Here is a 24,180-nt window from a genome sequence, read left to right as displayed (position 1 = left end):
ACCGTTGCGACGATAGCGACGCGACCGAAATTCCGCGGCGGCCGAGCGAGGGCAGAGGAGATGATGGAGCAGCAGGCGATCAGGACCGTCGAATACGACCGGCCTCAGCAGCAGGGCACGACCTGCGGAATCGGGCAGGCGTGGGCGAAAGTGCCCGAGATGCCGTCGGCGGAAGAAAAGCGGGCGCTGAAGGCACGCATTCGCGCGCTGCTCGAACGCGAGAAGGCAGTGCTCGTCGCGCATTATTATGTCGACGCTGAATTGCAGGAGCTGGCCGACGAAACCGGCGGCTGCGTGGCCGATTCGCTGGAAATGGCGCGTTTCGGACGAGATCACGACGCGCAAACGCTGGTGGTCGCGGGCGTGCGTTTCATGGGCGAGACCGCGAAAATCCTCAGTCCCGACAAGCGCATTCTGATGCCGGATCTGGACGCGACCTGTTCACTCGACCTCGGCTGTCCGGTCGACGAATTTACGGCTTTCTGCGACGCGCATCCGGACCGCACGGTGGTCGTGTATGCGAACACGAGCGCGGCGGTGAAGGCGCGCGCGGACTGGATGGTGACGTCGTCGATCGGGCTCGAGATCGTCGCCGATCTGCACGCACGCGGCGAAAAGATCATCTGGGCGCCGGATCGCCATCTCGGCAGCTATATCCAGGGCAAGACCGGCGCGGACATGCTGATGTGGCAAGGCTCGTGCCTCGTGCACGACGAATTCAAAGGCATCGAACTCGATCTGCTGCGCGCGGACTATCCGCACGCGAAGGTGCTCGTGCATCCGGAGTCGCCGCCCAACGTGGTCGCGCAGGCCGATGTCGTCGGCTCGACCACGCAGTTGATCGATGCCGCGCAGAAGCTCGACGCGAGCCATTTCATCGTCGCGACCGATCTCGGCATCCTGCACAAGATGCAGCTCGCCGCGCCCGGCAAGACGTTGATTGCCGCGCCCACGGCGGGTAACAGCGCGACCTGCAAGAGCTGCGCGCATTGTCCGTGGATGGCGATGAACGGCCTCGCCAATCTGGCTGACGTACTCGAGCGCGGCCATAACGAAATTTTCGTCGATCGCGCGGTCGGCGCGCGCGCGCGTGTGCCGATCGACCGGATGCTCGACTTCGCCGCGTGTCAAAAGAAGCGCGTACAGGCAAGCGGCGATCTCGCGCGCGACGCGCAACTGTATTCGAATGTGGGGGCAGCGTAATGACGGTGGTCGAGAAAACGCTTGCGCAGGCAGCGGAGTACAAAGGATCTGACGCGGTATCGCCGCTCTTCGCGGAGATTCGCGCGGAATACGGCGCCGCATTCGATGCGGCGCTCGCGCGCAACGTTGCTGATGCGCTCGCCGAAGATATCGGTACTGGCGATCAGACCGGCCGGCTCGTGTCCGCGGACGACGTCCGCAACGCACGCATCATCGTGCGCGAAGAGGCGGTGCTGTGCGGCGTGCCGTGGTTCGACGCGGTGATGCACGCGATCGATTCGCGTATTGAGGTTCAATGGCATTACCGTGAAGGCGTTCGCATGAGCGCGAATACCCCGGTCTGCGAGTTGCGGGGGCCGGTGCGCGCGCTGCTGACCGCGGAGCGCAACGCGATGAATTTCCTGCAACTGCTATCGGGCGTGGCGAGCGTGACGCGCCGCTATGCGGACGCGATCGCCCACACACGCACGCGCGTTCTGGACACGCGCAAGACCTTGCCCGGTTTGCGGCTCGCGCAGAAGTACGCGGTGCGTGTCGGCGGTGGCGCGAATCAGCGGCTCGCGCTGTACGACGGTATTCTGATCAAGGAAAACCACATTGCCGCCGCGGGCGGCGTGGGCGCGGCGATGGACGCGGCGCTCGCATTGAATGCGGGCGTACCGATCCAGATCGAAGTCGAAACGCTCGAGCAACTGGAAATCGCGCTCGCACATCATGCGCAGTCCATTCTGCTCGACAACTTTTCGTTCGACATGATGCGTGACGCGGTTCGTATCACGGTGGGGCGGGCGGTGCTCGAGGTGTCCGGCGGCGTGAACTTCGAGACTGTGCGCACGATTGCGGAGACGGGCGTCGATCGTGTGTCGATCGGTGCGCTGACCAAGGACGTGCGCGCTACCGACTATTCGATGCGGATCGTCTGAGGCCCGCATATAAGCGCTTAAGCTCGCAGCGACTGCTGAACGAGGCCATTGCTGGTGGATTCCAGCAATGGCCTTTTCGTTTTGACGCTTGCCAATCGGGACCGGTCAGGCGTTAGGCTTGCGCACATACTCCGGCGACAGCACGCTCGGCAGCGCCTTCGGCAACGTGGCGGGCCAATCTCGGCTGAAATGCAGGCCTCGGCTTTCGCGCCGCGAGCGCGCGCCTTCGACGATCAGCGATGCCACGTCGACCAGGTTGCGCAGCTCCAGCAAATCGCGGCTCACCTTGAAGTTTGCGTAGTACTCATGGATCTCGTCGCGCAGCAACGCAAGTCGATGCTTTGCGCGCTCGAGCCGCTTGTCGGTACGCACGATGCCGACGTAATTCCACATCAGCCGGCGCAGCTCGTCCCAATTGTGCGCGACCACGACTTCCTCGTCCGGATCGGACACGCGGCTTTCGTCCCAGGCCGGCAGCGGTGCATGGATGGCGGCGCTGAAGCCTTCCGCCTCGATTGCCTGCGCAGCGGAGCGGCCGATCACGAGACACTCGAGCAGCGAGTTGCTCGCGAGCCGGTTTGCGCCGTGCAGACCGGTGCAGGACGTCTCGCCGACAGCATAGAGGCCCGCCAGATCGGTGCGGCCCGCGAGATCGGTGACGACGCCGCCGCAGGTGTAGTGCGCGGCGGGTACGACCGGAATCGGTTCTTTGGTGATGTCGATGCCGAATTCGAGGCAGCGGGCCAGAATCGTCGGGAAGTGCTCATGCAGGAATTCGGCCGGCTGATGACTGATGTCGAGATACACGCAATCGATGCCGCGCTTCTTGATCTCGAAGTCGATTGCGCGCGCGACGATATCGCGTGGCGCGAGCTCCGCGCGTTCGTCGTGATTCGGCATGAAGCGCGTGCCGTCCGGCAGCTTCAGGATGCCGCCTTCGCCGCGTACCGCTTCCGAAATCAGAAATGACTTCGCGTACGGATGGAACAGGCAGGTCGGATGGAACTGGATGAATTCCATGTTCGACACGCGGCAGCCGGCGCGCCATGCCATCGCGATACCGTCGCCGGTCGCGGTATCGGGGTTGGTCGTGTACAGATAGACCTTGCCGGCACCGCCGGTCGCGAGCACCGTATGCGGTGCTTCGATCGTCACGGTACGGCCGCTTTGCAGGTCGAGCGCATACAGGCCGTGGCAACGGCGGCCGGGCAGGCCGAGACGCTCGGACGTGATCAGGTCGATTGCGTGGTGGTCTTCGAACAGCGTGATGTTCGGGTGGCGGCGCACCTTTTCGTTGAGCGTGGCGACGACCGCGTGGCCCGTCGCATCGGCTGCGTGAATGATCCGGCGATGGCTGTGGCCGCCTTCGCGCGTCAGATGGAAACCGAGTTCGGCGGCGTCGTCTTTCGTGAACGGCACGCCCTGTTCGATCAGCCATTCGATCGCGGCGCGCCCGTGTTCGACGATGAAGCGCGTCGCCGCTTCGTCGCATAGACCCCCGCCCGCGATCAGCGTGTCGCGTACGTGATCGTCGATGCTGTCCGCGGAATCGAGTACTGCGGCGATGCCGCCTTGCGCCCAGTCGCTCGCGCCTTCGGTCAAGGAGCGCTTGGCGATCACCGCAACCCGCCGAGTTTGCGCGAGATTGAGCGCGACGCTCAAACCAGCGAGACCGCTACCGACAATCGCCACATCGAATTCCATTGCCCACATCTCCGTCTTTCGTTTTGCGATGACGGCGCGCGAGCCGCGCGCCGCCGAAACGACAAAGGATACGCGTCGCGGCGGACGAACGAAAGCTGGCCGAACGGAAGAGGGCGGTTTGCGCGGATAAGGCGCGGACGAATTGCGGTGGCGAAGGTGACGCCAAACAGGCGGTGCGGCGCTGCTGTCGCCAGGTGTGCCCAAAAACAAAAAAGCCTCGCACGGATGGCGAGGCTTTTTGCTTGTCTTCTGCCTTCGTCAGGCTCGAGGACCCAAGATTATTTGATCTTGGTTTCCTTGTAGTCAACGTGCTTGCGGATGACCGGATCAAATTTCTTGATCAGCATCTTTTCCGGCATGTTGCGTTTGTTCTTCGTCGTCGTATAGAAGTGACCCGTGCCAGCGGTCGACTCCAGCTTGATCTTGTCGCGTGCGCCTTTCGCCATGATTTACTCCTTAGGCTTCACCGCGTGCGCGCAGGTCTGCGAGCACAGCGTCGATACCGTTCTTGTCGATCAGGCGCAGGCCGGCGTTCGAAATGCGCAGACGCACCCAGCGGTTTTCGCTTTCCACCCAGATACGGCGGTTTTGCAGGTTCGGCAGGAACCGGCGCTTGGTCTTGTTGTTCGCGTGGGAAACGTTGTTGCCGCTCATCGGCGCTTTCCCAGTTACTTGGCATACGCGTGCCATGAGAGCACTCCTAATACGCTAATTCTGAGTTCGAACGCCGTGAAAGTTTCCCGGAAAGAGCCGCGCTGAAGTGGGAGTCGAGAAACTCGCTACTACAGCCGCCCGACCTTTGCGGAACGCCTTGGTGGCTTCGGAACAGGGGGTTGGAAATAGGCAAACCGGGATTCTAGCAGAAAAAAAGCCGCAAAATCAAACCTTATTTGTGACGCCGGCCATGCGCGCCACGCGGGGAGCCTCCCGGTTCCAGGGGCTCTCCCGGTTTGCACGCGAGCCCCGGCCAGCCGGCGCGGGCGAACGAGTATACGCTGTCCGCGCCGATCACCAGGTGATCGATCAACTGCACGTCGACCAGCGCGAGCGCGTCGCGTAACGTCTGCGTCAGGCGGCAGTCGCTCGCGCTCGGCTGCACGGCACCGGACGGGTGATTGTGCGCAACGATGAGGTTCGCCGCATTCGCGGCAAGCGCGCGGCGCACGATCTCGCGCGGATATACGGCCATGCGCGTGAGCGAGCCACGCGCGTTTTCCTCACAGCGGATCAGCCGATGCCGCGCGTCGAGAAACAGCGACACGAACACCTCCTGCGGTTGTCCGCCGATCCGCAAACGCAGGTAATTTTCGACCGCTTCGGGCGAATTCATCAATTGGCGCTTGCGCATCTTGTCGACGAGCGAGCGGCGCGCCATTTCCATGATCGCGAGCAACTGCGCCTTTTTCGCCGGGCCGATGCCGCGGATGCCGTCGAAATCCATGTAGGTCGCATCGAGCATCGCGCGCAGCGAGCCGAAGCGATCCAGCAGCGCGCGTGCGACGCTGAACACATCGTGACCGGGCAAGCCGGAGCCGAGCACCAGCGCGATCATTTCGGTATCCGACAGTACATGGGCGCCCTGATTGATCAGCCGCTCGCGCGGCATGTCGCGCTTGAGCCACTTGCCGTGCAGGAGCCGCGGCTGGGCTCGCGGCTTGGCCGCGGCTGCCTTGGCCGCTTTGGCCGATCTGGCGAGTCCTGTAGTTCTGGACGGCCTGACAGCCCCAGCAGCCCCAGCCGTTACAGGTCCCATAGCCGCTGCGTCGGCCCGGATACGGGTTTCCGGCCTCGTCCGGGCCTCTGGCGCAGATGTGTCGTCGATTGTGCTGGCGAAATCAGCCATATATATAGAATCCTCCGCTTTGGATGGCGGCGCGCGGTGTAACGCGCCTCCGTTGCGCGCGACGGACTCGAACCGTCGCCCGCTAGGTGGCTTACAATAAACGCTTTGCGCACGGCACCCGACGGTTTGCCACACGCGTAGACTGCCCGTGGCGCACGCGTGCAGCGCGCAACGACAGAGCGAGCATTGCATGAGCATCATCGACATTTCCGAGGTGAAACCCGGTTCACACGTCACGCTGCATTACCGGCTTTCCCTTGCCGATGGCGCCGAAGTGATCAACACGTTTAATGACAAGCCGGCCACGCTGCTGCTCGGCGCCGGTCAACTGGCGCCGCCGCTGGAAGATATTTTGCTGGGTTTGAAGGTGGGCCACCATTCGACCTTTCAGCTAGCCCCGGGGCAGGCATTCGGTCCGCGTAATCCGGACCTGATCCAGCGCGTGTCCCTCGCCACGCTGCGGGAAAACAGCATGATCGGCGAGGATTTTTCCCCGGGTGACCTGGTCGAATTCAACGCGCCGGGCGGCGGGCGCTACGCCGGCGTGCTGAAGGAAGTCGGTGAAACGTCGGCCCTGTTCGATTTCAACCACCCGCTTGCCGGCCAGGCGCTGGCGTTCGAAGTGAAAATCATCGGGATTCTGTAAACATGAGCATCACGGATACGACTCTCGCCGAAGCGGAGATCCTGCTGGCTCAGCCACGCGGATTCTGCGCTGGCGTCGACCGGGCGATCGAGATCGTCGAACGGGCCATCAAGCTGCACGGCTCGCCGATCTACGTGCGCCACGAAATCGTCCATAACGCCTATGTGGTCGAAGATCTGCGCAAGAAGGGGGCGATCTTCATCGAGCGGCTCGAGGAAGTGCCCTCGGGCAACACGGTCATCTTCAGCGCGCACGGTGTGTCGAAGGCCGTGCGCGCGGAGGCGGAATCACGCGGGCTGCGGGTGTACGACGCGACCTGTCCGCTCGTGACCAAGGTGCACATCGAAGTCGCGAAGATGCGCCAGGACGGTTTCGACATCGTGATGATCGGCCACAAGGGCCACCCGGAAGTCGAAGGGACGATGGGCCAGGCGGGCGAAGGCATGCATCTCGTCGAAGACATCGAAGACGTGCAGGCGTTGCAACTGGCCGATCCCGAGCGCATCGCGTTCGTTACGCAAACCACGCTGTCGGTCGACGACGCCGCCGAAATCATCGGTGCGCTGAAGGCCAAATATCCGTCCATCCGCGAGCCGAAGAAGCAGGACATCTGCTACGCGACGCAGAATCGCCAGGATGCCGTGAAGTTCATGGCGCCGCAGTGCGATGTCGTGATCGTCGTCGGCAGCCCGAACAGCTCGAACTCCAACCGCTTGCGCGAGCTCGCCGAAAAACTCGGCGTGCCGGCCTATATGGTCGATTCACCTGATCAGATCGATCCGGTCTGGGTCGAAGGCAAGCGCCGCATCGGCGTGACGGCCGGCGCGTCGGCGCCGGAAGTGCTGGCCCAGGCGGTGATCGCGCGCTTGCGCGAGCTCGGCGTGCGCAATGTGCGCGCGCTCGACGGCATCGAGGAAAACATCGCGTTTCCGCTGCCGCGCGGCTTGGGGCTGCCCGCCTGACCATTCGCCACACGGAAAGAAAAGAGAAAAGCGCACCCGAGAGTGCGCTTTTTTTATGCTCCCTGAGCCGGCGAGCTATGTCATAAATAAGTACCGGATTGACAGAATTTGTTAATTTCGGTGGTTTTGCGCACAAACTAATTCGCATGGTGATCAGGTATTTTATTGATTTTCTATCGATGCGTCCCCGTTTTAAACTCATAGGACGGGCTCGCGCGAATTAACCATGCACTGAATTAGTGCGCTTTGTCTAATGCGCGCTAAAAGCTCATACCGACGCGAGGCCCGGTGCATCCGGCATTCGCCCCGAGCCGCCCGCAACACTTGATGCCAGCGGGCTCGACGGTGGTGCAACTGATGCACGGAAAAGAATCGCAACCGGGTTGCGCTTTTTCGCCGATTTTGCTCTCAAAATAAGGTTGCAATGCAGGAAAACCCTGCCGGTTCAACAATATTGCCAGCCGCATAATTGGAGTTACAATGCGCGCGTTCTCAAGGCCTTAAGGTCCTGAACAGTGGATTTTGCAAGGCGCGGGAGACCTTACTTGATGCGAGTCAAATTTGCTTACGCCGTGTCCATCGCGGCCGCGGTTGCGATGCTGACTGCGTGCGGCAAGAAACAACAGGATGGCGAAGCGGGAGCGGGCGCATCGGCGGCAACGGCTGCGGCGGTAGCATCCGCGAGTGAAGTGACGATCGTGAAGATCGGTCATGCGGCTCCGTTGACGGGCGGCATCGCGCATCTGGGCAAGGACAACGAAAATGGGGCGCGCCTCGCGGTCGAGGAAATCAATGCGCAGGGTCTGACGATCGACGGTCACAAGATCCAGCTGGAGCTCGACGCGCAGGACGATGCGGCGGACCCGAAAACGGGCACCGCCGTCGCGCAGAAGCTGGTGGACGACCACGTGGTCGCGGTGGTCGGGCACCTCAACTCCGGGGTATCGATTCCGGCGTCGAAGATTTATAGCGACGCGAGCATCGTGCAGATCTCGCCGTCGTCGACGAATCCGGCGTACACGCAGCAGGGGTTCAAGACGACCTACCGCGTGGTCGCCACCGACGCGCAACAGGGTCCGGCGCTTGCTAACTACGCCACGAAGGCGTTGGGCGCCAGACGCATCGCGGTAGTGGACGATGCGACCGCCTACGGCAAGGGTCTCGCGGACGAGTTCGTGAAGACCGCGGAGGCAGGCGGAGCGAAGATCGTCGCGCGGGAGGCGACGAACGACAAGGCCACGGATTTCCGGGCCATCCTCACGAAGATCAAGAGTGTTCAGCCGGACGCAATCATGTTCGGCGGTATGGACGCGACGGGCGGGCCGTTTACGAAGCAGGCGGCGGCGCTCGGTATCAGGGCAAAAATCCTTGGCGGCGACGGTGTGTGTACCGACAAGGTAGGTGAGCTGGCGGGAACCGCCGTGCAAAACCTGGTCTGTTCGGAGGCGGGACTTGCGCTTTCGAAGATGGACAAGGGAGCGGACTTCGAAAAGAAGTACGAGGACCGTTTCCACACACCGGTGCAGATTTACGCGCCGTTCACGTATGACGCTGTGTACGTGATCGTCGATGCAATGAAGCGCGCTAATTCGATCGAGGCGCCCAAGGTGCTGGCTGCGATGCCTTCGACCGATTACAACGGGGTAATCGGCCACATCGCGTTCGACGACAAGGGTGATTTGAAAGAGGGCGCCATTACGCTTTACGACTTCAAGGACGGCAAGAAAGCAGTTCTCGACGTCGTCAAGATGTGATGACGGGAAGTTGAGCCTGACGGCACCGACACCATCCAACGGTGCCGTTTTTGCATCCGCTCATGGCGAGCCCGCGACCGTATCACGGTCGTCAGGGCAAACCGGCGGCGGATAACCCTTACCGGTCTTTTATATCAGTACCCGCAGTGCCGTTGAGATTCCGTAGCGCATCACCGCCTACCGGCCGATGAAGAACGAGAATCCAGCCGCACGGGCTAAGGAGCATTAAATGGATATCTTCATCCAGCAGATCCTGAATGGACTGGTGCTTGGCAGTGTCTACGCCATCATCGCACTGGGCTATACGATGGTTTACGGCATTCTGGGCATCATCAACTTCGCTCACGGCGATGTGTTGATGGTGGGCGCGATGGTCGCGCTCTCCGCCATAGGTGTGCTGCAGAACCACTTTCCCGGCCTCGGCAACGTGCTGACGCTCGTCATCGCGTTGATCATCGCAGCGGCGGTTTGCTCGGTGGTCGGCTACACGATCGAGCGCGTGGCCTACCGGCCATTGCGCCGGGCGCCGCGACTCGCGCCGCTGATCACCGCGATCGGTGTGTCGATCCTGCTGCAGACGCTCGCGATGATGATCTGGTCGCGCAATCCGCTGCCGTTCCCGCAGTTGCTGCCGACCGATCCGATCAACGTGATCAAGGCCACCGACACGACGCCCGGCGCCGTGATCTCGATGACCGAAATCGTGATCATCGTCGTCGCTTTCGTCGTGATGGCCGGTCTGCTGCTGCTCGTGCACAAGACCAAACTCGGCCGTGCGATGCGCGCGATCGCCGAGAACCCGAACGTCGCGAGCCTGATGGGCGTGAGCCCGAACTTCGTGATTTCGGCGACCTTCATGATCGGCTCCGCGCTCGCCGCGCTCGCCGGTGTGATGATCGCGTCCGAATACGGCAACGCGCACTTCTACATGGGCTTCATCCCCGGCCTGAAGGCCTTTACCGCGGCGGTGCTCGGCGGTATCGGCAATCTCGGCGGCGCGATGGTGGGCGGCGTGCTGCTCGGCCTCATCGAACAGTTGGGCGCCGGCTATATCGGCAACCTGACGGGAGGGGTGTTCGGCAGTAACTATCAGGACGTGTTCGCATTCATCGTGCTGATCGTCGTGCTGGTGTTCCGTCCGTCGGGTCTGCTCGGCGAACGCGTGGCGGATCGCGCCTGACCTCGGGAGAAATAAACATGACCTCAATTCAACCGATCGAGCCGTCCACGACGCTCATCCCCGAAAAGAACCTGACGAAGACGCTGGCTGTCGGCATCGTCACGGCCATCCTCGTGATCGCGGCGCCGATCATCATCGGCACGGCGGGCGGCAACTACTGGGTCCGCGTGCTCGACTTCGCGATGCTGTACGTGATGCTGGCACTCGGCCTCAATGTGGTGGTCGGCTTCGCCGGCCTGCTCGATCTGGGCTACATCGCGTTCTACGCGATCGGCGCTTACACGGCAGCGCTGCTGAGCTCGCCGCACCTGACCACGCAGTTCGACTGGATCGCGCATCTCGCGCCGAACGGCCTGCACACGCCGATCTGGATCATCGTGCCGATCGCGATGGCGCTCGCGGCGGTCTTCGGGATTCTGCTCGGCGCGCCGACGCTGCGTTTGCGTGGCGACTATCTGGCGATCGTGACCCTCGGCTTCGGGGAAATCGTGCGGATCTTCATGAACAACCTCGACCGTCCGGTGAACATCACCAACGGCCCGAAGGGGATCACCGGCATCGATCCGGTGCAGGTCGGCGGCTTCAGCCTCGCGCAGACGCACTCGCTGTTCGGCTTCCAGTTCCCGTCGGTGTACTCGTATTACTACCTGTTCGTGCTGTGCGCGCTGTTCGTGATCTGGGTATGTACGCGTCTGCAGCATTCGCGTATCGGCCGCGCATGGGCCGCGATCCGCGAAGACGAAATTGCCGCGAAGGCGATGGGCATCAACACCCGTAACGTGAAGCTGCTCGCGTTCGCGATGGGCGCGTCGTTCGGCGGTCTGTCGGGCGCGATGTTCGGTGCGTTCCAGGGCTTCGTGTCGCCTGAATCGTTCACGTTCTGGGAATCGGTCGTGGTGCTCGCGTGCGTGGTGCTCGGCGGCATGGGACACATCCCAGGCGTGATCCTCGGCGCGGTGCTGCTGGCGGTGTTCCCTGAATTCCTGCGCTCGACGATGGGTCCGTTGCAGAACATGATCTTCGGCCATGAAATCGTCGACACCGAAGTGATCCGTCAGTTGCTGTACGGTCTCGCGATGGTCGTGATCATGCTGTATCGCTCGGAAGGCCTGTGGCCCGCGCCGAAGCACGAAGACAAGATCGCGAAGCTGGCGAAGCGCAGCGGCAAGAAGCCGGCGCGCGCCTGAAGCACGCAGGGAGAAAAAGACATGAGCGATAACGTAAGCAACAACGCGGGCAACGGTCAGATCCGCCTGTCGGTGAAGGGCGTGAACAAACGCTTCGGCGGCCTGCAGGCGCTGTCGGACGTCGGGCTGGAGATCAAGGCCGGCCAGATCTACGGCCTGATCGGCCCGAACGGCGCCGGCAAGACGACCTTCTTCAACGTGATTACCGGCCTGTATACGCCGGATTCGGGCGAATTCAAGCTCGACGGCGAGAACTACACGCCGACCGCGGTGTACCAGGTCGCGAAGGCGGGCATCGCCCGTACGTTCCAGAACATCCGTCTGTTCGGCGGCATGACCGCGCTCGAGAACGTGATGGTCGGCCGTCACGTGCGCACGAAGCACGGCCTGCTCGGCGCGGTGTTCCAGACGCCGTCCGAGCGCAAGGAAGAGCGCGAGATCAAGGAGCGCGCGATCGAACTGCTCGACTACGTCGGCATCGCGCAGTACGCGGACTACACGTCGCGCAACCTGTCTTATGGCCACCAGCGTCGGCTGGAAATCGCGCGTGCGCTGGCAACCGATCCGAAGCTGCTCGCGCTCGACGAACCGGCCGCCGGCATGAACGCGACCGAGAAGGTCGAGCTGACCAGGCTGCTCGACAAGATCCGTACGGACGGCAGGACGATCCTGCTGATCGAGCACGACGTGAAGCTGGTGATGGGTCTGTGCAACCAGATGACGGTGCTCGACTACGGCAAGGTGATTGCGCAGGGTCTGCCGCAGGACGTGCAGAAGGATCCGAAGGTGATCGAAGCTTATCTGGGTGCGGGAGTCCACTGATGTCCACGACGCAAGCAATGTTGAAAATCAAGGGCCTGCAGGTCAACTACGGCGGCATCCAGGCAGTCAAGGGTATCGACCTCGAGGTCGGGCAGGGCGAACTGGTCACGCTGATCGGCGCGAACGGCGCGGGCAAGACCACGACGATGAAGGCGATCACGGGGCTGAAGGCGTACTCCGCGGGTGATATCGAATACATGGGCCAGTCGATCAAGGGGCTGCCCGCGCACGAGCTGCTCAAGCGCGGTCTCGCGATGGTGCCGGAAGGCCGCGGCATCTTCGCGCGCATGTCGATCGTCGAGAACATGCAGATGGGCGCGTATCTGCGTAACGACACGGAGGCGATCAAGGCGGACGTCGAGCGCATGTTCGGCTTCTTCCCGCGCCTGAAGGAACGGGCCACGCAGTTCGCGGGCACGCTGTCGGGCGGCGAACAGCAGATGCTGGCGATGGCGCGCGCGATCATCTCGCGCCCGAAACTGCTGCTGCTGGACGAACCGTCGATGGGTCTGTCGCCGATCATGGTCGAGAAGATCTTCGAAGTGGTGCGCTCGATTTCGTCCGAAGGCATGACGGTGCTGCTGGTCGAGCAGAACGCGCGTCTCGCGCTGCAGGCGGCGAACCGCGGCTACGTGATGGACTCGGGTCTGATCACGATGTCCGGCGACGCGAAGCAGATGCTCGACGATCCGAAGGTGCGGGCTGCTTATCTCGGTGAGTGAGCGGATGAATCGATGAAAAAAAGGCCGTATGCGTTTGTCGCATGCGGCCTTTTTCCATTGAGGCGTTCGAATCTTCAGCCAGCCGGCACCGCATCCGCGAATTCGCCGAGCCGTTTGCCGAGGCTGATCACCGCATCGGCGCGATAACCGAGCGCCTCGTAAAACGCCCGAATGTCGGACTTCGCGGACAGCACCTGCAGATTCAGCTTCGGACAGCCCAGCGCGGTCAACGCGTTTTCGACGTGCGCGACGAGCCGCGTGCCGATGCCATGACGCCGCACCGCTTCATCGACCGCGAGCGAATACAGCCAGCCGCGGTGCCCATCGTAGCCGCCCATCACGGTGCCGACGAGACGTCCGTCGAGCACCGCGACGAAGAACAGCTCGGGCTGCGTCGCGAGCTTGTTCGCGATCGACAGACGCGGATTGCGCTGCGGTCTCGTCACGTCCCGGTACTCGGGAAAGGCCTGCTGCCACAGCGCGATCACGGCATCGGTGTCGCTCGCGTCGAAGCGGCGGATCGAAAGCGTCGTGTGCGTCGTCATCGGCACGCTCCCTTTGATTACAGCGAGTCGAGCACCGAACGGAGCATCGCCAGCATCTGGTCGATCTCTTCGTTCGTCACGTTCAACGCCGGCATGAAACGCAGCAGATTCGGGCGCGCCGCGTTCAGCAGCAGACCGTCCGGTTGCATCTCGCGCGCCTTCTCGACGATCTGGTTGCCGATGTCCTTGCCGAGCAGCAGCGCGCGCAGCAGACCTTCGCCGCGCTCGCCCTTGAAGCCGCGCTCTTCCGACAGCTCGAGCAGCTTCGCGCGCAGATATTCGCCGCGCGCGGCCACGCCTTCGAGGAAGCCGGGCGCCGTCAATTGCGAGATCACCGAGTAGCCGACCGCGGTCATCAGCGGATTGCCGTTGTAGGTGCCGCCCTGGTCGCCCGCTTCGAACACCGCGATTTCGGCCTTCGAGAGCAGCGCCGCGAGCGGCACGCCGCCGCCGATACCCTTGCCGAGCGTCATGATGTCCGGCTCGATGCCCGACAGCTGATACGCGAACAGCGTGCCCGCGCGGCCGCAACCGCTTTGCACTTCATCGACGATCAGCAGCAGGTTGTGCTTCTTCGTCAGTTCGCGAAGCTGCCGCATGAATTCGCGCGACGCCGGAATCACGCCGCCTTCGCCCTGAATCGGTTCGAGCATCACGGCAACGGTTTTCGCGTTGATCAGCTTTTCCACCGACGCGATGTCGTTCAGGTCCGCCTTCGGAAAACCCGCCACCTGCGGCGCGTAGATCGTGTCCCAGCCCGGCTTGCCGCTGGCCGACATCGTCGCGAGCGTGCGGCCGTGGAAGCTGTGATCGAACGTGATGATCTCGAAAGCGCCGTCCTTGAACTTCCTGCCCCACTTGCGCGCGAGCTTGATCGCGCCTTCGTTCGCTTCGGCGCCGCTGTTCGCGAAGAACACCTTGTCGAAGCAACTGTGTTGCGTGAGCAGGCCGGCGAGCTTCGCCATCGGCTCGTTGTAGAACGCGGGCGACGGGTTGAGCAGCAGCTTCGCCTGCGTGTTCAGTGCCTCGATCATGCCGTCGTTGCAGTGGCCGAGACTGTTGACCGCCCAGCCCTGAATGAAATCCAGATAGCGCTTGCCGTTATTGTCGTAAATCCACGAGCCCTTGCCGTGCGTGAAAACGATTTCGGGCCGGTTCGTGATGTACATCAGCGACTCGATCGGATACTCATTGAAATTCATGACGGCAGGCTCCAGGCAAAAGGGTAAAAGCAGGGTGAAGGATCAGTGACGGGTTGGCCCATAAAAAAGGCGGCCGGAAAAACAGAAAAGCCACGGCATGCCGTGGCTTTCATGATTCGAACAGCTTGCGCCTTGCGCGGCGCGAATCCGTGACGAAGCCAGCGGCGTCCCTAAGGGAGCGGCGAGCGGCGACGTCGGAGTTCGGACTGGATGCGGTTCATGCGCGAAAGAATACGACAAGGAAAGCGCCGGTGTAAACCATGAATTTGCAGCGATGCTGCTTCGACGCATATTTTTTTGCGCTGCCTCGCTGCTGACATGTTCAGGCGGAACGGCCCGCACGCTTTCACGCAGGCCGTTCGCGCGGGCAGGATCAGACCGCGTTCGCGAGATCGGCCGCGCTCGTGAACGAGTCCGCGTAAAACTCGTCTTCGGGCAGGCCATGATGCTGGGTGAAATCGCGCAGCGCCGACTCGACCATGACCGGCGCGCCGCACGCATACACCTGGTAGCCCGACAGATCGGGCAGATCCTCGATCACCGCGCGATGCACGAAGCCCGTGCGGCCGGTCCATGCGTCGCTCGCGTCGGGCTCGGAGAGCACCGGCACGAATTTGAAGTTCGGAATCTCACGCGCCCATTGCTCGGCGAGTTCGAGCAGATACAGGTCTTTCTTGCGGCGCGCGCCCCAGTAGAGCGTCATCGGCCGCGAGGTGTTCTTGAACACCGCATGCTCGACGATCGCCTTCAGCGGCGCGAAGCCCGTACCCGACGCGAGCAGTACGATCGGCTTGTCCGAATCCTCGCGCAGGAAGAACGTGCCGAGCGGCGCTTCGAAGCGCAGGATGTCGCGCTCCTTCATCGTGGTGAATACGTGGTCGGTGAAGGCGCCGCCGGGCATATGGCGGATATGCAGCTCGATCGGACCTTCCACGTGCGGCGCGTTCGCCATCGAATAGCTGCGGCGCTTGCCGTCTTTCAGAATGAATTCGAGGTACTGGCCGGCCAGATATTGCAGACGTTCGTTGGCGGGCAGTTGCAGCTTCACGACGATCACGTCGTCGGCGCGGCGCTCGATCGAGCTTACCCGGCACGGCAGTTTCTTGACCTGCACGTCGCCGACGCCGGCCACTTCGCGGATGTCCACCTCGAGATCGGAGCACGCGCTCGCGCAGCACAGCAGCGCCATGCCGCGCGTCTTTTCGTCGTTCGACAGCGCCGACGACGAATGCGCGCGCTGTTCGACCTGGCCGCTCACGACGGTGCCCTTGCACGAACCGCACGCGCCGTTCTTGCAGCCGTACGGCAGGCCGATGCCTTGACGCAGGGCGGCGGAGAGCACCGGTTCGTCCTGTTCTACCTGAAACTGCCGGCCGCTTTGCCGGAGCGTGACGTTAAATGCCATAGAGTGTTCGGAATCGAAAAGTCGGAATCGTTATCGGATCCGCCGGATTGACCGCGCGGTACCTGTTGCGTGTGACGGCTACAATGCGTCCACCATGAAAGCGACACGAAACTTCCGCCGCCCGCGCGTGCTGATCGTAGGATGCGGCGACGTCGGCATGCGCTGCGTGCCTCTGTTGCGGCCGCGCGCGCATCTCTTCGCATTGACGAGCCATGCCGGGCGTTGTGCCGAGCTGCGCGCCGCGGGCGTGACGCCGCTGGTCGGCGATCTCGACGAGCGGCGCAGCCTCAGGCGGCTTGCGGGTCTCGCGCCGACGGTGCTGCATCTCGCTCCGCCGCAGAAGTCCGGCGACGACGACCGGCGCACCCGCGCGCTGCTCGCGGCACTCGGCGCGGCGAGTGTCGCGAGAGGTCGAATGGCCGTTTTCGCAGCGGCGCAGCCCGTTGCGCCGGTCGCTCGAATGCGCCGCGCCCGCGCTTCATATCTGGACGCTGAAACAGCCGGTATTGTACCCGACAGGGTGCGCCGCACCGCCGCTTCGCGCGCGCCGGTGCGCATCGTCTATGCCAGTACGACGGGGGTCTACGGCGACTGCGGCGGCGCGTGGATCGACGAAACGCGCGCGACGCGGCCGGCCAATGCGCGCGCGAAACGGCGCGTATCAGCGGAATGGCAATTGCGGCGGGCAACCGCGCGCGGCAGCGTGCGCGCGAGCATCGCGCGGATTCCGGGCATCTATGCGTGCAACCGCCTGCCGCTCGCGCGGCTCGAACGGGGCACGCCCGCGCTGATCGATGCCGACGACGTCTACACGAATCACATCCACGCGGACGATCTCGCCGCGATCCTCGTGCGCCTCGCGACCCACGGCCGGCCCGCGCGCGCGTTCCATGCGTCCGACGATTCGTCGCTGAAGATGGGCGAGTACTTCGACGCGGTCGCCGATGCGTTCGGCCTCGCGCGGGCGCCGCGCATCACCCGCGCGCAGGCGCAGGCGCAGATCGATCCGATGTTGCTGTCCTTCATGCGCGAATCGCGGCGGCTCGTGAACCGGCGTCTCAAGGAGGAGTTGCGCGTGCGTTTGCGCTATCCGAGCGTGGGGGATTTCCTGAGCGAGGTCGTAAAGGCGGGCGGCTAGCCCGTCGAAACAGGGGGCGCGCGCGGCGGCGGATCAGTCAGGCGGAAGCGGCCAAAACAGCGGCGAAAAAACCCCGCATGCCGAGACATCGCTGCCCCGCAAAAACGCGTATCCGCCGCGCCGCATCAATGGACCGCGCGCGCCTGCATCGTGGCGTGGTTCATCCGTGCCGGCCGTGTCAGGTCAGTGCCGGCAGCACTTCCAGCAGCAGGAAACACAGCATCCCGCCAATCAAGGCGCCGATCAGGTTCGGATGATACTTGTGCCGCAGCCGCATGATGATCAACGATCCGCCGACCAGCAGCAGAGCAAAACAGATAAACGCAATCATCGCCTGCGAGATCGCGATCGTGCCGTCGATGTGCATGGCGCCCCTCCTTGAAAATCTTTGTAGTCGTTTGTTTAAACGAGTATAGGGCGACATGCGAGGAACGGCATGCTGCGGCGCAACGCGCTATGTGCGATGCACCGCAATGCGCGCGGGCTTTTCCCGGCGCTTCAAAGGCTTATGGGGTGACGTCTGGCGCAGTACATGTTTACCCGCCCCGTAGCGCGCCGAGCTCGCTTTCGTCGAGCCATTGCCATGCGCCGGGGGCGAGCGTCGCGGGCAACGCGAGTGCGCCGATCCGCTCGCGATGCAGCGCCTCACAGCGGTTGCCCGAGGCCGCGATCATCCGCTTGACCTGGTGGTATTTGCCTTCGAGCACGGTCAGCGCGAGCGTGTGGGTAGCGCGCGCCTCTACGTCGAGCGCGGTGCTCGGCTTCGTCTCTCCGTGCAGCAGCACGCCGGCGCGCAAGGCGCCCAGTTGCGCGTCGTCGAGCGGATGGCGCGTGGTCGCGACGTACAGCTTCGGCACCTTGCGTTTCGGCGACGTGAACTGATGCACGAACTTGCCGTCGTCGGAGAGCAGCAGCAGACCCGTGGTGTCCTGGTCGAGGCGGCCGACGCACTGCACGCCGCGCTCGGCGAACTGCGGCGGCAGCAGGCTGAACACGCTCGAATGATGCTGCGGATCGCGCGAGCATTCGTAGCCGGCGGGCTTGTTCAGCAGCAGATACGCGTGCTCGCGATACGGCCATTCGACGCCGTCGACATGAAAGCGAAACGTGCCGTCGGCGACGGGGAAATCGGCGTCGGCATCGGTGCACGTGGCGCCGTCGATGGTGACGCGCGCATCGCCGATCAGCGCGCGGCATTGCCGGCGCGAACCGAAACCTTGAGTAAAGAGAATGCTTTCGAGATTCATGGCGAGCGAAGAATAACACCGCAAGAAGCGGAGCGCCCCGCGAGACCCGAGCGTCGACGATGAACGCCTCACGTTGAATCCTGGGAGTTCATCGATGTCCGTCATGCCTTCACCGTCATCCTCGTCTTGCGCCGCGGCCCGATTGCCCGGCGCGTTCCGGCGCCTTGCCTGGTCGAACCTGTGCGCGCAGTCGGTCGAACAGATCAGCCTCGCCGCCGCGCCGCTGGTCGCGGTGTTCGCGCTCGGCGCGAGTGCGCGCGATACCGGTCTGCTGCAAACCGCGCAGACGCTGCCGTTCCTGCTGCTGTCGATGCCGCTCGGCGTCTGGGCCGACCGCCGCTCGCGCCGCGTGCTGATGACGCTTGCCGAGAGCGTGCGCGTATGCGCGATGCTGGGCGTGCTGCTGCTCGTGCTCACGCATACGCTGAATCTGCCGCTGCTCGCCGCGCTCGGCTTCGTCGCCGCGACCGGTACGGTGGCCTACAACGTCGCGGCGCCCTCGCTGGTGCCGTCGATCGTGCCGCGCGAAGCCTATGCGAATGCGAACGGCCGGCTCGAGCTCGCGCGCAGCGTCGCGTATTCGGCGGGGCCGGCAGCGGGCGGTTTGCTGGTCGGCTGGATCGGCGCGGGCTGGGCGTATGGCGGCGCGGCCGCATTGTCGGCGCTGGCCGTCGCGTTGCTCGCGGGACTGCGCGAGCCGCCGCGCGCGGCCACGCCACCGCGCCATTTCATGCTGGAGTTGCGCGACGGCACGCGCTTCGTGCTGCACGACCCGCTGCTGCTGCCGATGCTCGCGACCGCGGTGTTCTTCAACCTCGGCTTCTTCATCCTGCAGGCGGTGTATGTGCCGTACGCGGTGCACCGGTTGGGGCTCAGCGCGTCGGCGGTCGGCGTGACGCTCGGCGCGTACGGCGTCGGCATGGTGTGCGGCGCGCTCGCCACACCCGCGATCGCGCGACGCCTCGCGTTCGGCCGCATGCTGGTGATCGGGCCGTCGTGCGGTCTGATCGCATCGCTCGTGATGGTGGCGACCCTGGTCGCGCCGTCGTTCTGGCTCGCGCTGGCGAGCTTCTTTTTGCTCGGCGCCGGGCCGATCCTGTGGGTCGTCGGCTCGACGACGCTGCGTCAGGCGATCACGCCCGAACGGATGATGGGCCGCGTGTCCGCGCTGATCAGCACCGCCACCTACGGCGCGCGGCCGGTCGGCGCGTTGCTCGGCGCGGCGCTCAGCGCGCGCTGGAACATCGATGCATGCCTCGTCGCGGCGGCGCTCGCGTTTCTCGTGCAGGCGCTGATCATTTTCATGTCGCCGGCCGCGCGGCTCATGCGCATCCCGGAGCAGGGCGCCGGCCAGGGCGCCGCCGCGTGCTGACGGCATCGCGGCGCACCGCAAGCCGCCGCGATGAAAATTCATTTTCATCGCGCGGCAGCGTCGCGGGAGAGGCGAAACCCCTTGTCTGATGAGGTTTCGTCAGTGAAAACCCTCAAATATGAAAATGAATTTTTTTCTGGACGGGTTCTGTGTAAATATACTTTCATCCACTCCGAATAGAGCAATCGCGTTTGTCCCCCTGCATGATTCATCGCCCGTCCGCTGTTTCGAATCCCGCCGAGCAGGCCATTGCCGCGCGCATCGTCGCGGCGATGCCGACGCTCACGCCGATCCACCGGCGCATGGGCGAATACGTGCTGGCCAATCTGTTTCGCGCCGCGACGATGCGGATCGACGAACTGGCGAGCGTGGTCGGCGCGTCGGTGGCGAGCGCGAACCGCTTTGCGCGCGCGCTCGGCTTCGACGGCTACCCGCAGTTTCGTGAGGCGCTGGTGCGCGGCTTCGAGGCGACGCTCGCGCCGGTCGAGCGGCTGCGCAGCGCGCAGGAATCGCTCGCGGCCACCGACGATCTGGTCGACGCATCGCTCGAGCAGGCGGCCAACAATCTGCACGCGACGCGCACGTCGATCGACCGCGCGAGCGCCGACGCCGCCGTCGACGCGATCATCGCCGCGCGCCGCGTTCTGGTGATCGGCTTCGGCGCGAGCGCGTTTCTCGCGGGCCTGATGGAGCACGCGCTGCTGCCGTATCACGACAACGTGCGCTCGCTCGCGCTGGCCGGCGGCCCATCGCATGCGGCGCGGAATCTGGTGCGCACGAACGAGGGCGATCTGGTGATCGGCATCGCGTTTCCGCGTTACGTCGAAGACACGATCGAACTCGCGCGCCGCGCGGTCGGCCGCGGCGCACGCGTGCTCGCGCTCACCGACGGTCCGCGCTCGCCGCTCGCGCAGTTCGCGGACCTCGCGCTGTATGTCCGCGCCGACCGGCGGCTCGCGTCGAATGCCGACTCGGCCGTGCTGGCCGTGATCGAGGCGCTGTGCGACGCGGTCGCGTATCGCGCGCAACGCTCGGTGAAGGCGGCTGCCGACGTCAGCGAATTCGTGCTGCCGTGGCTGTTCGATCCGCAAAGCGGTTCGGCAGGCGCGGCGAATGAACCGGCGCGCGCGGTGAGCAGGAACGCACGCGCGAGAGACGGGAAGGCGAGGCGCGCCAAAGGCGTCAACGGTATCGAAGCCAAAGGTATCGAAGCCGAAGCCGCCGAGGCCAAGGCCACCCCAACTCACCGCGCTGAACCCAAAGCCGCCGAAGCCGCCGCCATTTCCCGCAATACCCGAACAACCCGTACTCCACGATCCAGACGATGAACTCCAACGCAGTCATTGCCATTCACGGCGGCGCAGGCACGATCCTGCGCGCGTCGCTGTCGGCCAGCGCCGAAACCGAATATCACGCGGCGCTCAACGCGATCCTGAGCGCCGGCCAGCGCGTGCTCGCCGACGGCGGCAGCGCGCTCGACGCGGTCAGCGAAGCGGTGCGTCTGCTCGAAGACTGCCCGCTCTTCAACGCGGGCCACGGCGCGGTCTACACGTCGGCCGGCACGCACGAGCTCGATGCCGCGATCATGGACGGCCGCACGCTCGACGCCGGCGCCGTCTGCTGCGTGAAGCGCGTGCGCAATCCGATTCTGGCCGCGCGCCGCGTGCTGGAGCGCAGCGAGCACGTGCTGTTCACCGGCGAAGGCGCGGAGGCGTTCGCGGCCGCGCAGGGGCTCGAGTTCGTCGATAGCAGCTACTTCGATACCGAGGCGCGGCATCGTCAATGGCAGATCGCGCGCGAGCAGCAGCGCCCGATGCTCGACCACGACGGCGCGACGCTCGCGGCCGCGGCTTCGGCGAGCCAGGATCCGATGCCGCACGAGCCGATCGATCCGAACCGCAAGTTCGGCACCGTCGGCGCGGTCGCGCTCGACCGGCACGGCCACCTGGCCGCGGCGACGTCGACGGGCGGCGTCACCAACAAGCAGGTCGGGCGCGTCGGCGACACGCCGCTGATCGGCGCGGGCTGCTACGCGGACGACGCGACCTGCGCGGTGTCGACCACCGGCTCCGGCGAAATGTTCATGCGCATGGTCGCCGCCTATGACGTCGCCGCGCAGATGGCCTACCGCGAGGTCTCGCTCGAACAGGCCGCGCACGACGTCGTGATGAACCGCCTGCCGAAGATCGACGGACGCGGCGGCCTGATTGCCGTCGACGCACGCGGCAACGTCACGCTGCCGTTCAATACCGAGGGCATGTATCGCGGGTTCGCGCGGCATGGCGAAGCGCCGGTGACGGCGATCTATCGCTAGCTGTTTGCCTGGATTGCGTGAGCGCCTGAACCGAATTCAAAGGAACCACCGTGCCGACTTCATCGCACACCGCCCGCCCGCTTATCGAAACCTTGCCGCCGCAACGCGTGCTCGCGGTCGACGATCTGACGGTCGCGTTCCGCAGCGGCGGCTCGACCTTCAACGCGGTGCGCAATCTGTCGCTGACGGTCGAGCGCGGCGAGACGCTGGCGATCGTCGGCGAATCGGGCTCCGGCAAATCGGTCACGTCGCTCGCGCTGATGCGACTGATCGAGCACGGCGGCGGCCGCGTCGCCGGCGGCAGCATCGCGTTCCGGCGCCGTGACGGCAGCGTGCTCGATCTCGCGAAAGCGTCGTCCGGCACGATGCGCGCGATTCGCGGTGCCGACATCGCGATGATTTTCCAGGAGCCGATGACCTCGCTCAACCCGGTCTTCACGGTCGGCGATCAGATCGGCGAGGCGATCGCGCTGCATCAGGGCAAGAGCCGCGAGGCCGCGCGCGCCGAAACCGTGCGCCTGCTCGAACTCGTGCGGATTCCGGAAGCGAAACGCGTGGCCGCGCGCTTTCCGCATCAACTGTCGGGCGGCATGCGCCAGCGCGTGATGATCGCGATGGCGCTGTCGTGCAAGCCCGCGCTGCTGATCGCCGACGAGCCGACCACCGCGCTCGACGTGACGATCCAGGCGCAGATCCTGCAACTGATCCGCGGCTTGCAGGACGAGATGAACATGGGCGTGATCTTTATCACGCACGACATGGGCGTGGTCGCCGAAGTGGCCGACCGCGTGCTCGTGATGTATCGCGGCGAGAAAGTGGAGGAGGGCGCGGCGGACGCGCTGTTCGCCGCGCCGTCGCATCCATATACGAAGGCGCTGCTTGCCGCGGTGCCGCGTCTCGGCTCGATGCAGGGCACCGATCAGCCGGCGCGCTTCCCGATCCTGACCGTCGCCGACGCGAGCCTGAGCGGTACCGAAGAGGGTGTCGAGCCGGCCGCCGCGGTCGCCGAAGAAGCGCAGCCGCCCGTGCGCGAAGACACGCCGCCGATTCTGCGCGTGCGTGATCTCGTCACGCGCTTTCCGGTCAGAAGCGGCCTGTTCGGCCGCGTGACGGGCCGCGTGCATGCGGTCGAGAAAGTCAGCTTCGATCTGCGGCCCGGCGAAACGCTCGCGCTCGTCGGCGAATCCGGCTGCGGCAAGTCGACCACGGGCCGCTCGCTGCTGCGCCTGGTGGAAAGCCAGAGCGGGTCGATCGAATTCGGCGGCAAGGACATCAGTTCGCTGACCGGGCCCGCGCTGCAGGCGCTGCGGCGCGACATCCAGTTTATTTTCCAGGACCCGTTCGCGTCGCTGAATCCGCGTTTGACGGTGGGCTTTTCGATCATGGAGCCGCTGCTCGTGCATGGTGTCGCGCAGGGTGCCGAGGCACAGGCGCGGGTTGCGTGGCTGCTCGAAAAGGTCGGCTTGCCGGCCGAGGCCGCGCGCCGCTATCCGCATGAATTTTCCGGCGGGCAGCGCCAGCGCATCGCGATTGCGCGCGCGCTCGCATTGAACCCGAAAGTCGTGATCGCCGACGAATCCGTGTCCGCGCTCGATGTCTCCGTGCAGGCGCAGATCGTCAATCTGATGCTCGACCTGCAGCGCGAACTCGGTGTCGCGTATCTGTTCATTTCGCACGACATGGCGGTCGTCGAGCGTATCAGCCATCGCGTCGCGGTGATGTATCTCGGCCAGATCGTCGAGATCGGTCCGCGCCGCGCGGTGTTCGAGGCGCCGCAGCATCCGTACACGAAGAAGCTGATGAGCGCGGTGCCGGTCGCCGATCCCGCGCGCCGTCACGCGAAGCGCATGCTCGCCGCCGACGACATTCCGAGTCCGATCCGCGCGCTGCACGACGATCCGGCCATTGCGCCGCTCGTCGCGGTGGGACCGGATCATTTCGTCGCGCGGCATCGCGTGGGCGGCGCGTATTGAGTAGAGACCAAAGTAGCAGCACTGAAACACAAGTACTG

23 protein-coding genes are annotated in these 24,180 nt (G+C 64.4%); 14 read left to right on the top strand and 9 right to left on the bottom strand.

Annotated features, from left to right (window positions below):
* Positions 1-63: 63 nt before the first annotated feature.
* Together nadA and nadC are read left to right on the top strand one after the other, a co-directional pair.
* Positions 64-1,203: a quinolinate synthase NadA gene (gene nadA, locus QM685_RS09135; RefSeq protein WP_415115389.1), complete on the top strand. Its 1,140-nt coding sequence runs from the start codon at positions 64-66 to the stop codon at positions 1,201-1,203.
* Positions 1,203-2,126, top strand: a complete 924-nt coding sequence (nadC, locus tag QM685_RS09130) for a carboxylating nicotinate-nucleotide diphosphorylase (protein WP_415114937.1) — start codon at positions 1,203-1,205, stop codon at positions 2,124-2,126. Before nadA ends, nadC begins: the two co-directional genes overlap by 1 nt.
* A 105-nt stretch (positions 2,127-2,231) precedes the next feature.
* On the opposite strand, the gene nadB is transcribed toward nadC, so the two are convergent.
* From nadB to radC, 4 genes are all read right to left on the bottom strand, one after another.
* Positions 2,232-3,830 (bottom strand): L-aspartate oxidase, encoded by a 1,599-nt coding sequence (nadB, locus tag QM685_RS09125; RefSeq protein ID WP_415114935.1) that lies wholly within the window; start codon positions 3,828-3,830, stop codon positions 2,232-2,234.
* Positions 3,831-4,108: 278 nt separating this feature from the next.
* The gene (gene rpmG / locus QM685_RS09120; RefSeq protein ID WP_008919555.1) at positions 4,109-4,276 is read right to left on the bottom strand and encodes a 50S ribosomal protein L33; all 168 of its coding nucleotides are present in this window, start codon (positions 4,274-4,276) and stop codon (positions 4,109-4,111) included.
* A 10-nt stretch (positions 4,277-4,286) separates the two neighbouring features.
* Positions 4,287-4,520 carry a 50S ribosomal protein L28 gene (gene rpmB, locus QM685_RS09115; RefSeq protein ID WP_027198616.1) on the bottom strand — a complete coding sequence of 78 codons (234 nt, stop codon included), beginning with the start codon at positions 4,518-4,520 and terminating at the stop codon, positions 4,287-4,289.
* A gap of 196 nt (positions 4,521-4,716) precedes the next feature.
* A complete protein-coding gene (gene radC, locus QM685_RS09110) occupies positions 4,717-5,583 on the bottom strand; it encodes a RadC family protein (RefSeq protein WP_415115387.1) in 867 nt (288 codons plus the stop codon).
* Positions 5,584-5,863: 280 nt separating this feature from the next.
* Between radC and QM685_RS09105 the strand changes: the two genes are divergently transcribed.
* The 7 genes from QM685_RS09105 (at position 5,864) to QM685_RS09075 (ending at position 12,946) form a co-directional block, all read left to right on the top strand.
* Entirely contained in the window at positions 5,864-6,319 is a 456-nt protein-coding gene (locus QM685_RS09105) for an FKBP-type peptidyl-prolyl cis-trans isomerase (protein WP_062128641.1), read from the top strand.
* A gap of 2 nt (positions 6,320-6,321) precedes the next feature.
* Positions 6,322-7,281, top strand: a complete 960-nt coding sequence (ispH, locus tag QM685_RS09100) for a 4-hydroxy-3-methylbut-2-enyl diphosphate reductase (protein WP_415114931.1) — start codon at positions 6,322-6,324, stop codon at positions 7,279-7,281.
* Positions 7,282-7,829: 548 nt separating this feature from the next.
* Positions 7,830-9,035 (top strand): branched-chain amino acid ABC transporter substrate-binding protein, encoded by a 1,206-nt coding sequence (locus QM685_RS09095; RefSeq protein ID WP_415114929.1) that lies wholly within the window; start codon positions 7,830-7,832, stop codon positions 9,033-9,035.
* A 229-nt stretch (positions 9,036-9,264) separates the two neighbouring features.
* Entirely contained in the window at positions 9,265-10,215 is a 951-nt protein-coding gene (locus QM685_RS09090) for a branched-chain amino acid ABC transporter permease (RefSeq protein WP_415114927.1), read from the top strand.
* Positions 10,216-10,232: 17 nt separating this feature from the next.
* Positions 10,233-11,402: an ABC transporter permease subunit gene (locus QM685_RS09085; RefSeq protein WP_415114925.1), complete on the top strand. Its 1,170-nt coding sequence runs from the start codon at positions 10,233-10,235 to the stop codon at positions 11,400-11,402.
* A gap of 21 nt (positions 11,403-11,423) precedes the next feature.
* Positions 11,424-12,224, top strand: a complete 801-nt coding sequence (locus tag QM685_RS09080; protein WP_415114923.1) for an ABC transporter ATP-binding protein — start codon at positions 11,424-11,426, stop codon at positions 12,222-12,224.
* 17 nt (positions 12,225-12,241) lie between these two features.
* Positions 12,242-12,946: an ABC transporter ATP-binding protein gene (locus QM685_RS09075; RefSeq protein WP_415115385.1), complete on the top strand. Its 705-nt coding sequence runs from the start codon at positions 12,242-12,244 to the stop codon at positions 12,944-12,946.
* A 74-nt stretch (positions 12,947-13,020) separates the two neighbouring features.
* Here QM685_RS09075 and QM685_RS09070 read toward each other — a convergent pair whose 3' ends face one another.
* The 3 genes from QM685_RS09070 to QM685_RS09060 all read right to left on the bottom strand — a co-directional run bounded on the left by QM685_RS09070 (position 13,021) and on the right by QM685_RS09060 (position 16,098).
* On the bottom strand, positions 13,021-13,491 hold the full coding sequence (locus tag QM685_RS09070; protein ID WP_415114921.1) for a GNAT family acetyltransferase: 471 nt from the start codon (positions 13,489-13,491) through the stop codon (positions 13,021-13,023).
* 17 nt (positions 13,492-13,508) lie between these two features.
* A complete protein-coding gene (locus QM685_RS09065) occupies positions 13,509-14,693 on the bottom strand; it encodes an acetylornithine transaminase (RefSeq protein WP_415114919.1) in 1,185 nt (394 codons plus the stop codon).
* Between the two features lie 373 nt (positions 14,694-15,066).
* Positions 15,067-16,098, bottom strand: coding sequence for a CDP-6-deoxy-delta-3,4-glucoseen reductase (locus tag QM685_RS09060; protein WP_415114917.1), 1,032 nt, complete (start codon positions 16,096-16,098; stop codon positions 15,067-15,069).
* 94 nt (positions 16,099-16,192) lie between these two features.
* Here QM685_RS09060 and QM685_RS09055 point away from each other — a divergent pair, with 94 nt between their 5' ends.
* Complete coding sequence (locus QM685_RS09055; RefSeq protein ID WP_415114915.1) at positions 16,193-17,236, top strand: NAD-dependent epimerase/dehydratase family protein; 1,044 nt, start codon at positions 16,193-16,195, stop codon at positions 17,234-17,236.
* Between the two features lie 178 nt (positions 17,237-17,414).
* Here the strand turns inward: QM685_RS09055 and QM685_RS09050 are convergent, their stop codons facing one another.
* Both QM685_RS09050 and QM685_RS09045 read right to left on the bottom strand, forming a co-directional pair.
* Positions 17,415-17,603, bottom strand: a complete 189-nt coding sequence (locus tag QM685_RS09050; protein WP_415114913.1) for a hypothetical protein — start codon at positions 17,601-17,603, stop codon at positions 17,415-17,417.
* Positions 17,604-17,772: 169 nt separating this feature from the next.
* Entirely contained in the window at positions 17,773-18,483 is a 711-nt protein-coding gene (locus QM685_RS09045) for a pseudouridine synthase (RefSeq protein WP_415114911.1), read from the bottom strand.
* A 94-nt stretch (positions 18,484-18,577) separates the two neighbouring features.
* On the opposite strand from QM685_RS09045, the gene QM685_RS09040 reads away from it, so the two are divergent.
* The 4 genes from QM685_RS09040 (at position 18,578) to QM685_RS09025 (ending at position 24,142) form a co-directional block, all read left to right on the top strand.
* On the top strand, positions 18,578-19,855 hold the full coding sequence (locus QM685_RS09040; protein WP_415114909.1) for an MFS transporter: 1,278 nt from the start codon (positions 18,578-18,580) through the stop codon (positions 19,853-19,855).
* A 203-nt stretch (positions 19,856-20,058) separates the two neighbouring features.
* Positions 20,059-21,183, top strand: a complete 1,125-nt coding sequence (locus tag QM685_RS09035) for a MurR/RpiR family transcriptional regulator (RefSeq protein ID WP_415114907.1) — start codon at positions 20,059-20,061, stop codon at positions 21,181-21,183.
* Positions 21,180-22,169, top strand: coding sequence for an isoaspartyl peptidase/L-asparaginase family protein (locus QM685_RS09030; protein WP_415114905.1), 990 nt, complete (start codon positions 21,180-21,182; stop codon positions 22,167-22,169). The genes QM685_RS09035 and QM685_RS09030 overlap by 4 nt, the downstream gene beginning before the upstream one ends.
* Before the next feature lie 50 nt (positions 22,170-22,219).
* Positions 22,220-24,142 (top strand): dipeptide ABC transporter ATP-binding protein, encoded by a 1,923-nt coding sequence (locus tag QM685_RS09025; RefSeq protein ID WP_415114903.1) that lies wholly within the window; start codon positions 22,220-22,222, stop codon positions 24,140-24,142.
* Positions 24,143-24,180 lie beyond the last annotated feature (38 nt).

The organism is Paraburkholderia sp. (assembly GCF_047605525.1).
Taxonomy (GTDB): domain Bacteria; phylum Pseudomonadota; class Gammaproteobacteria; order Burkholderiales; family Burkholderiaceae; genus Paraburkholderia.
Note: the sequence above shows the minus strand (reverse complement) of the source record. Positions and strands in the feature narration are given on the sequence as shown.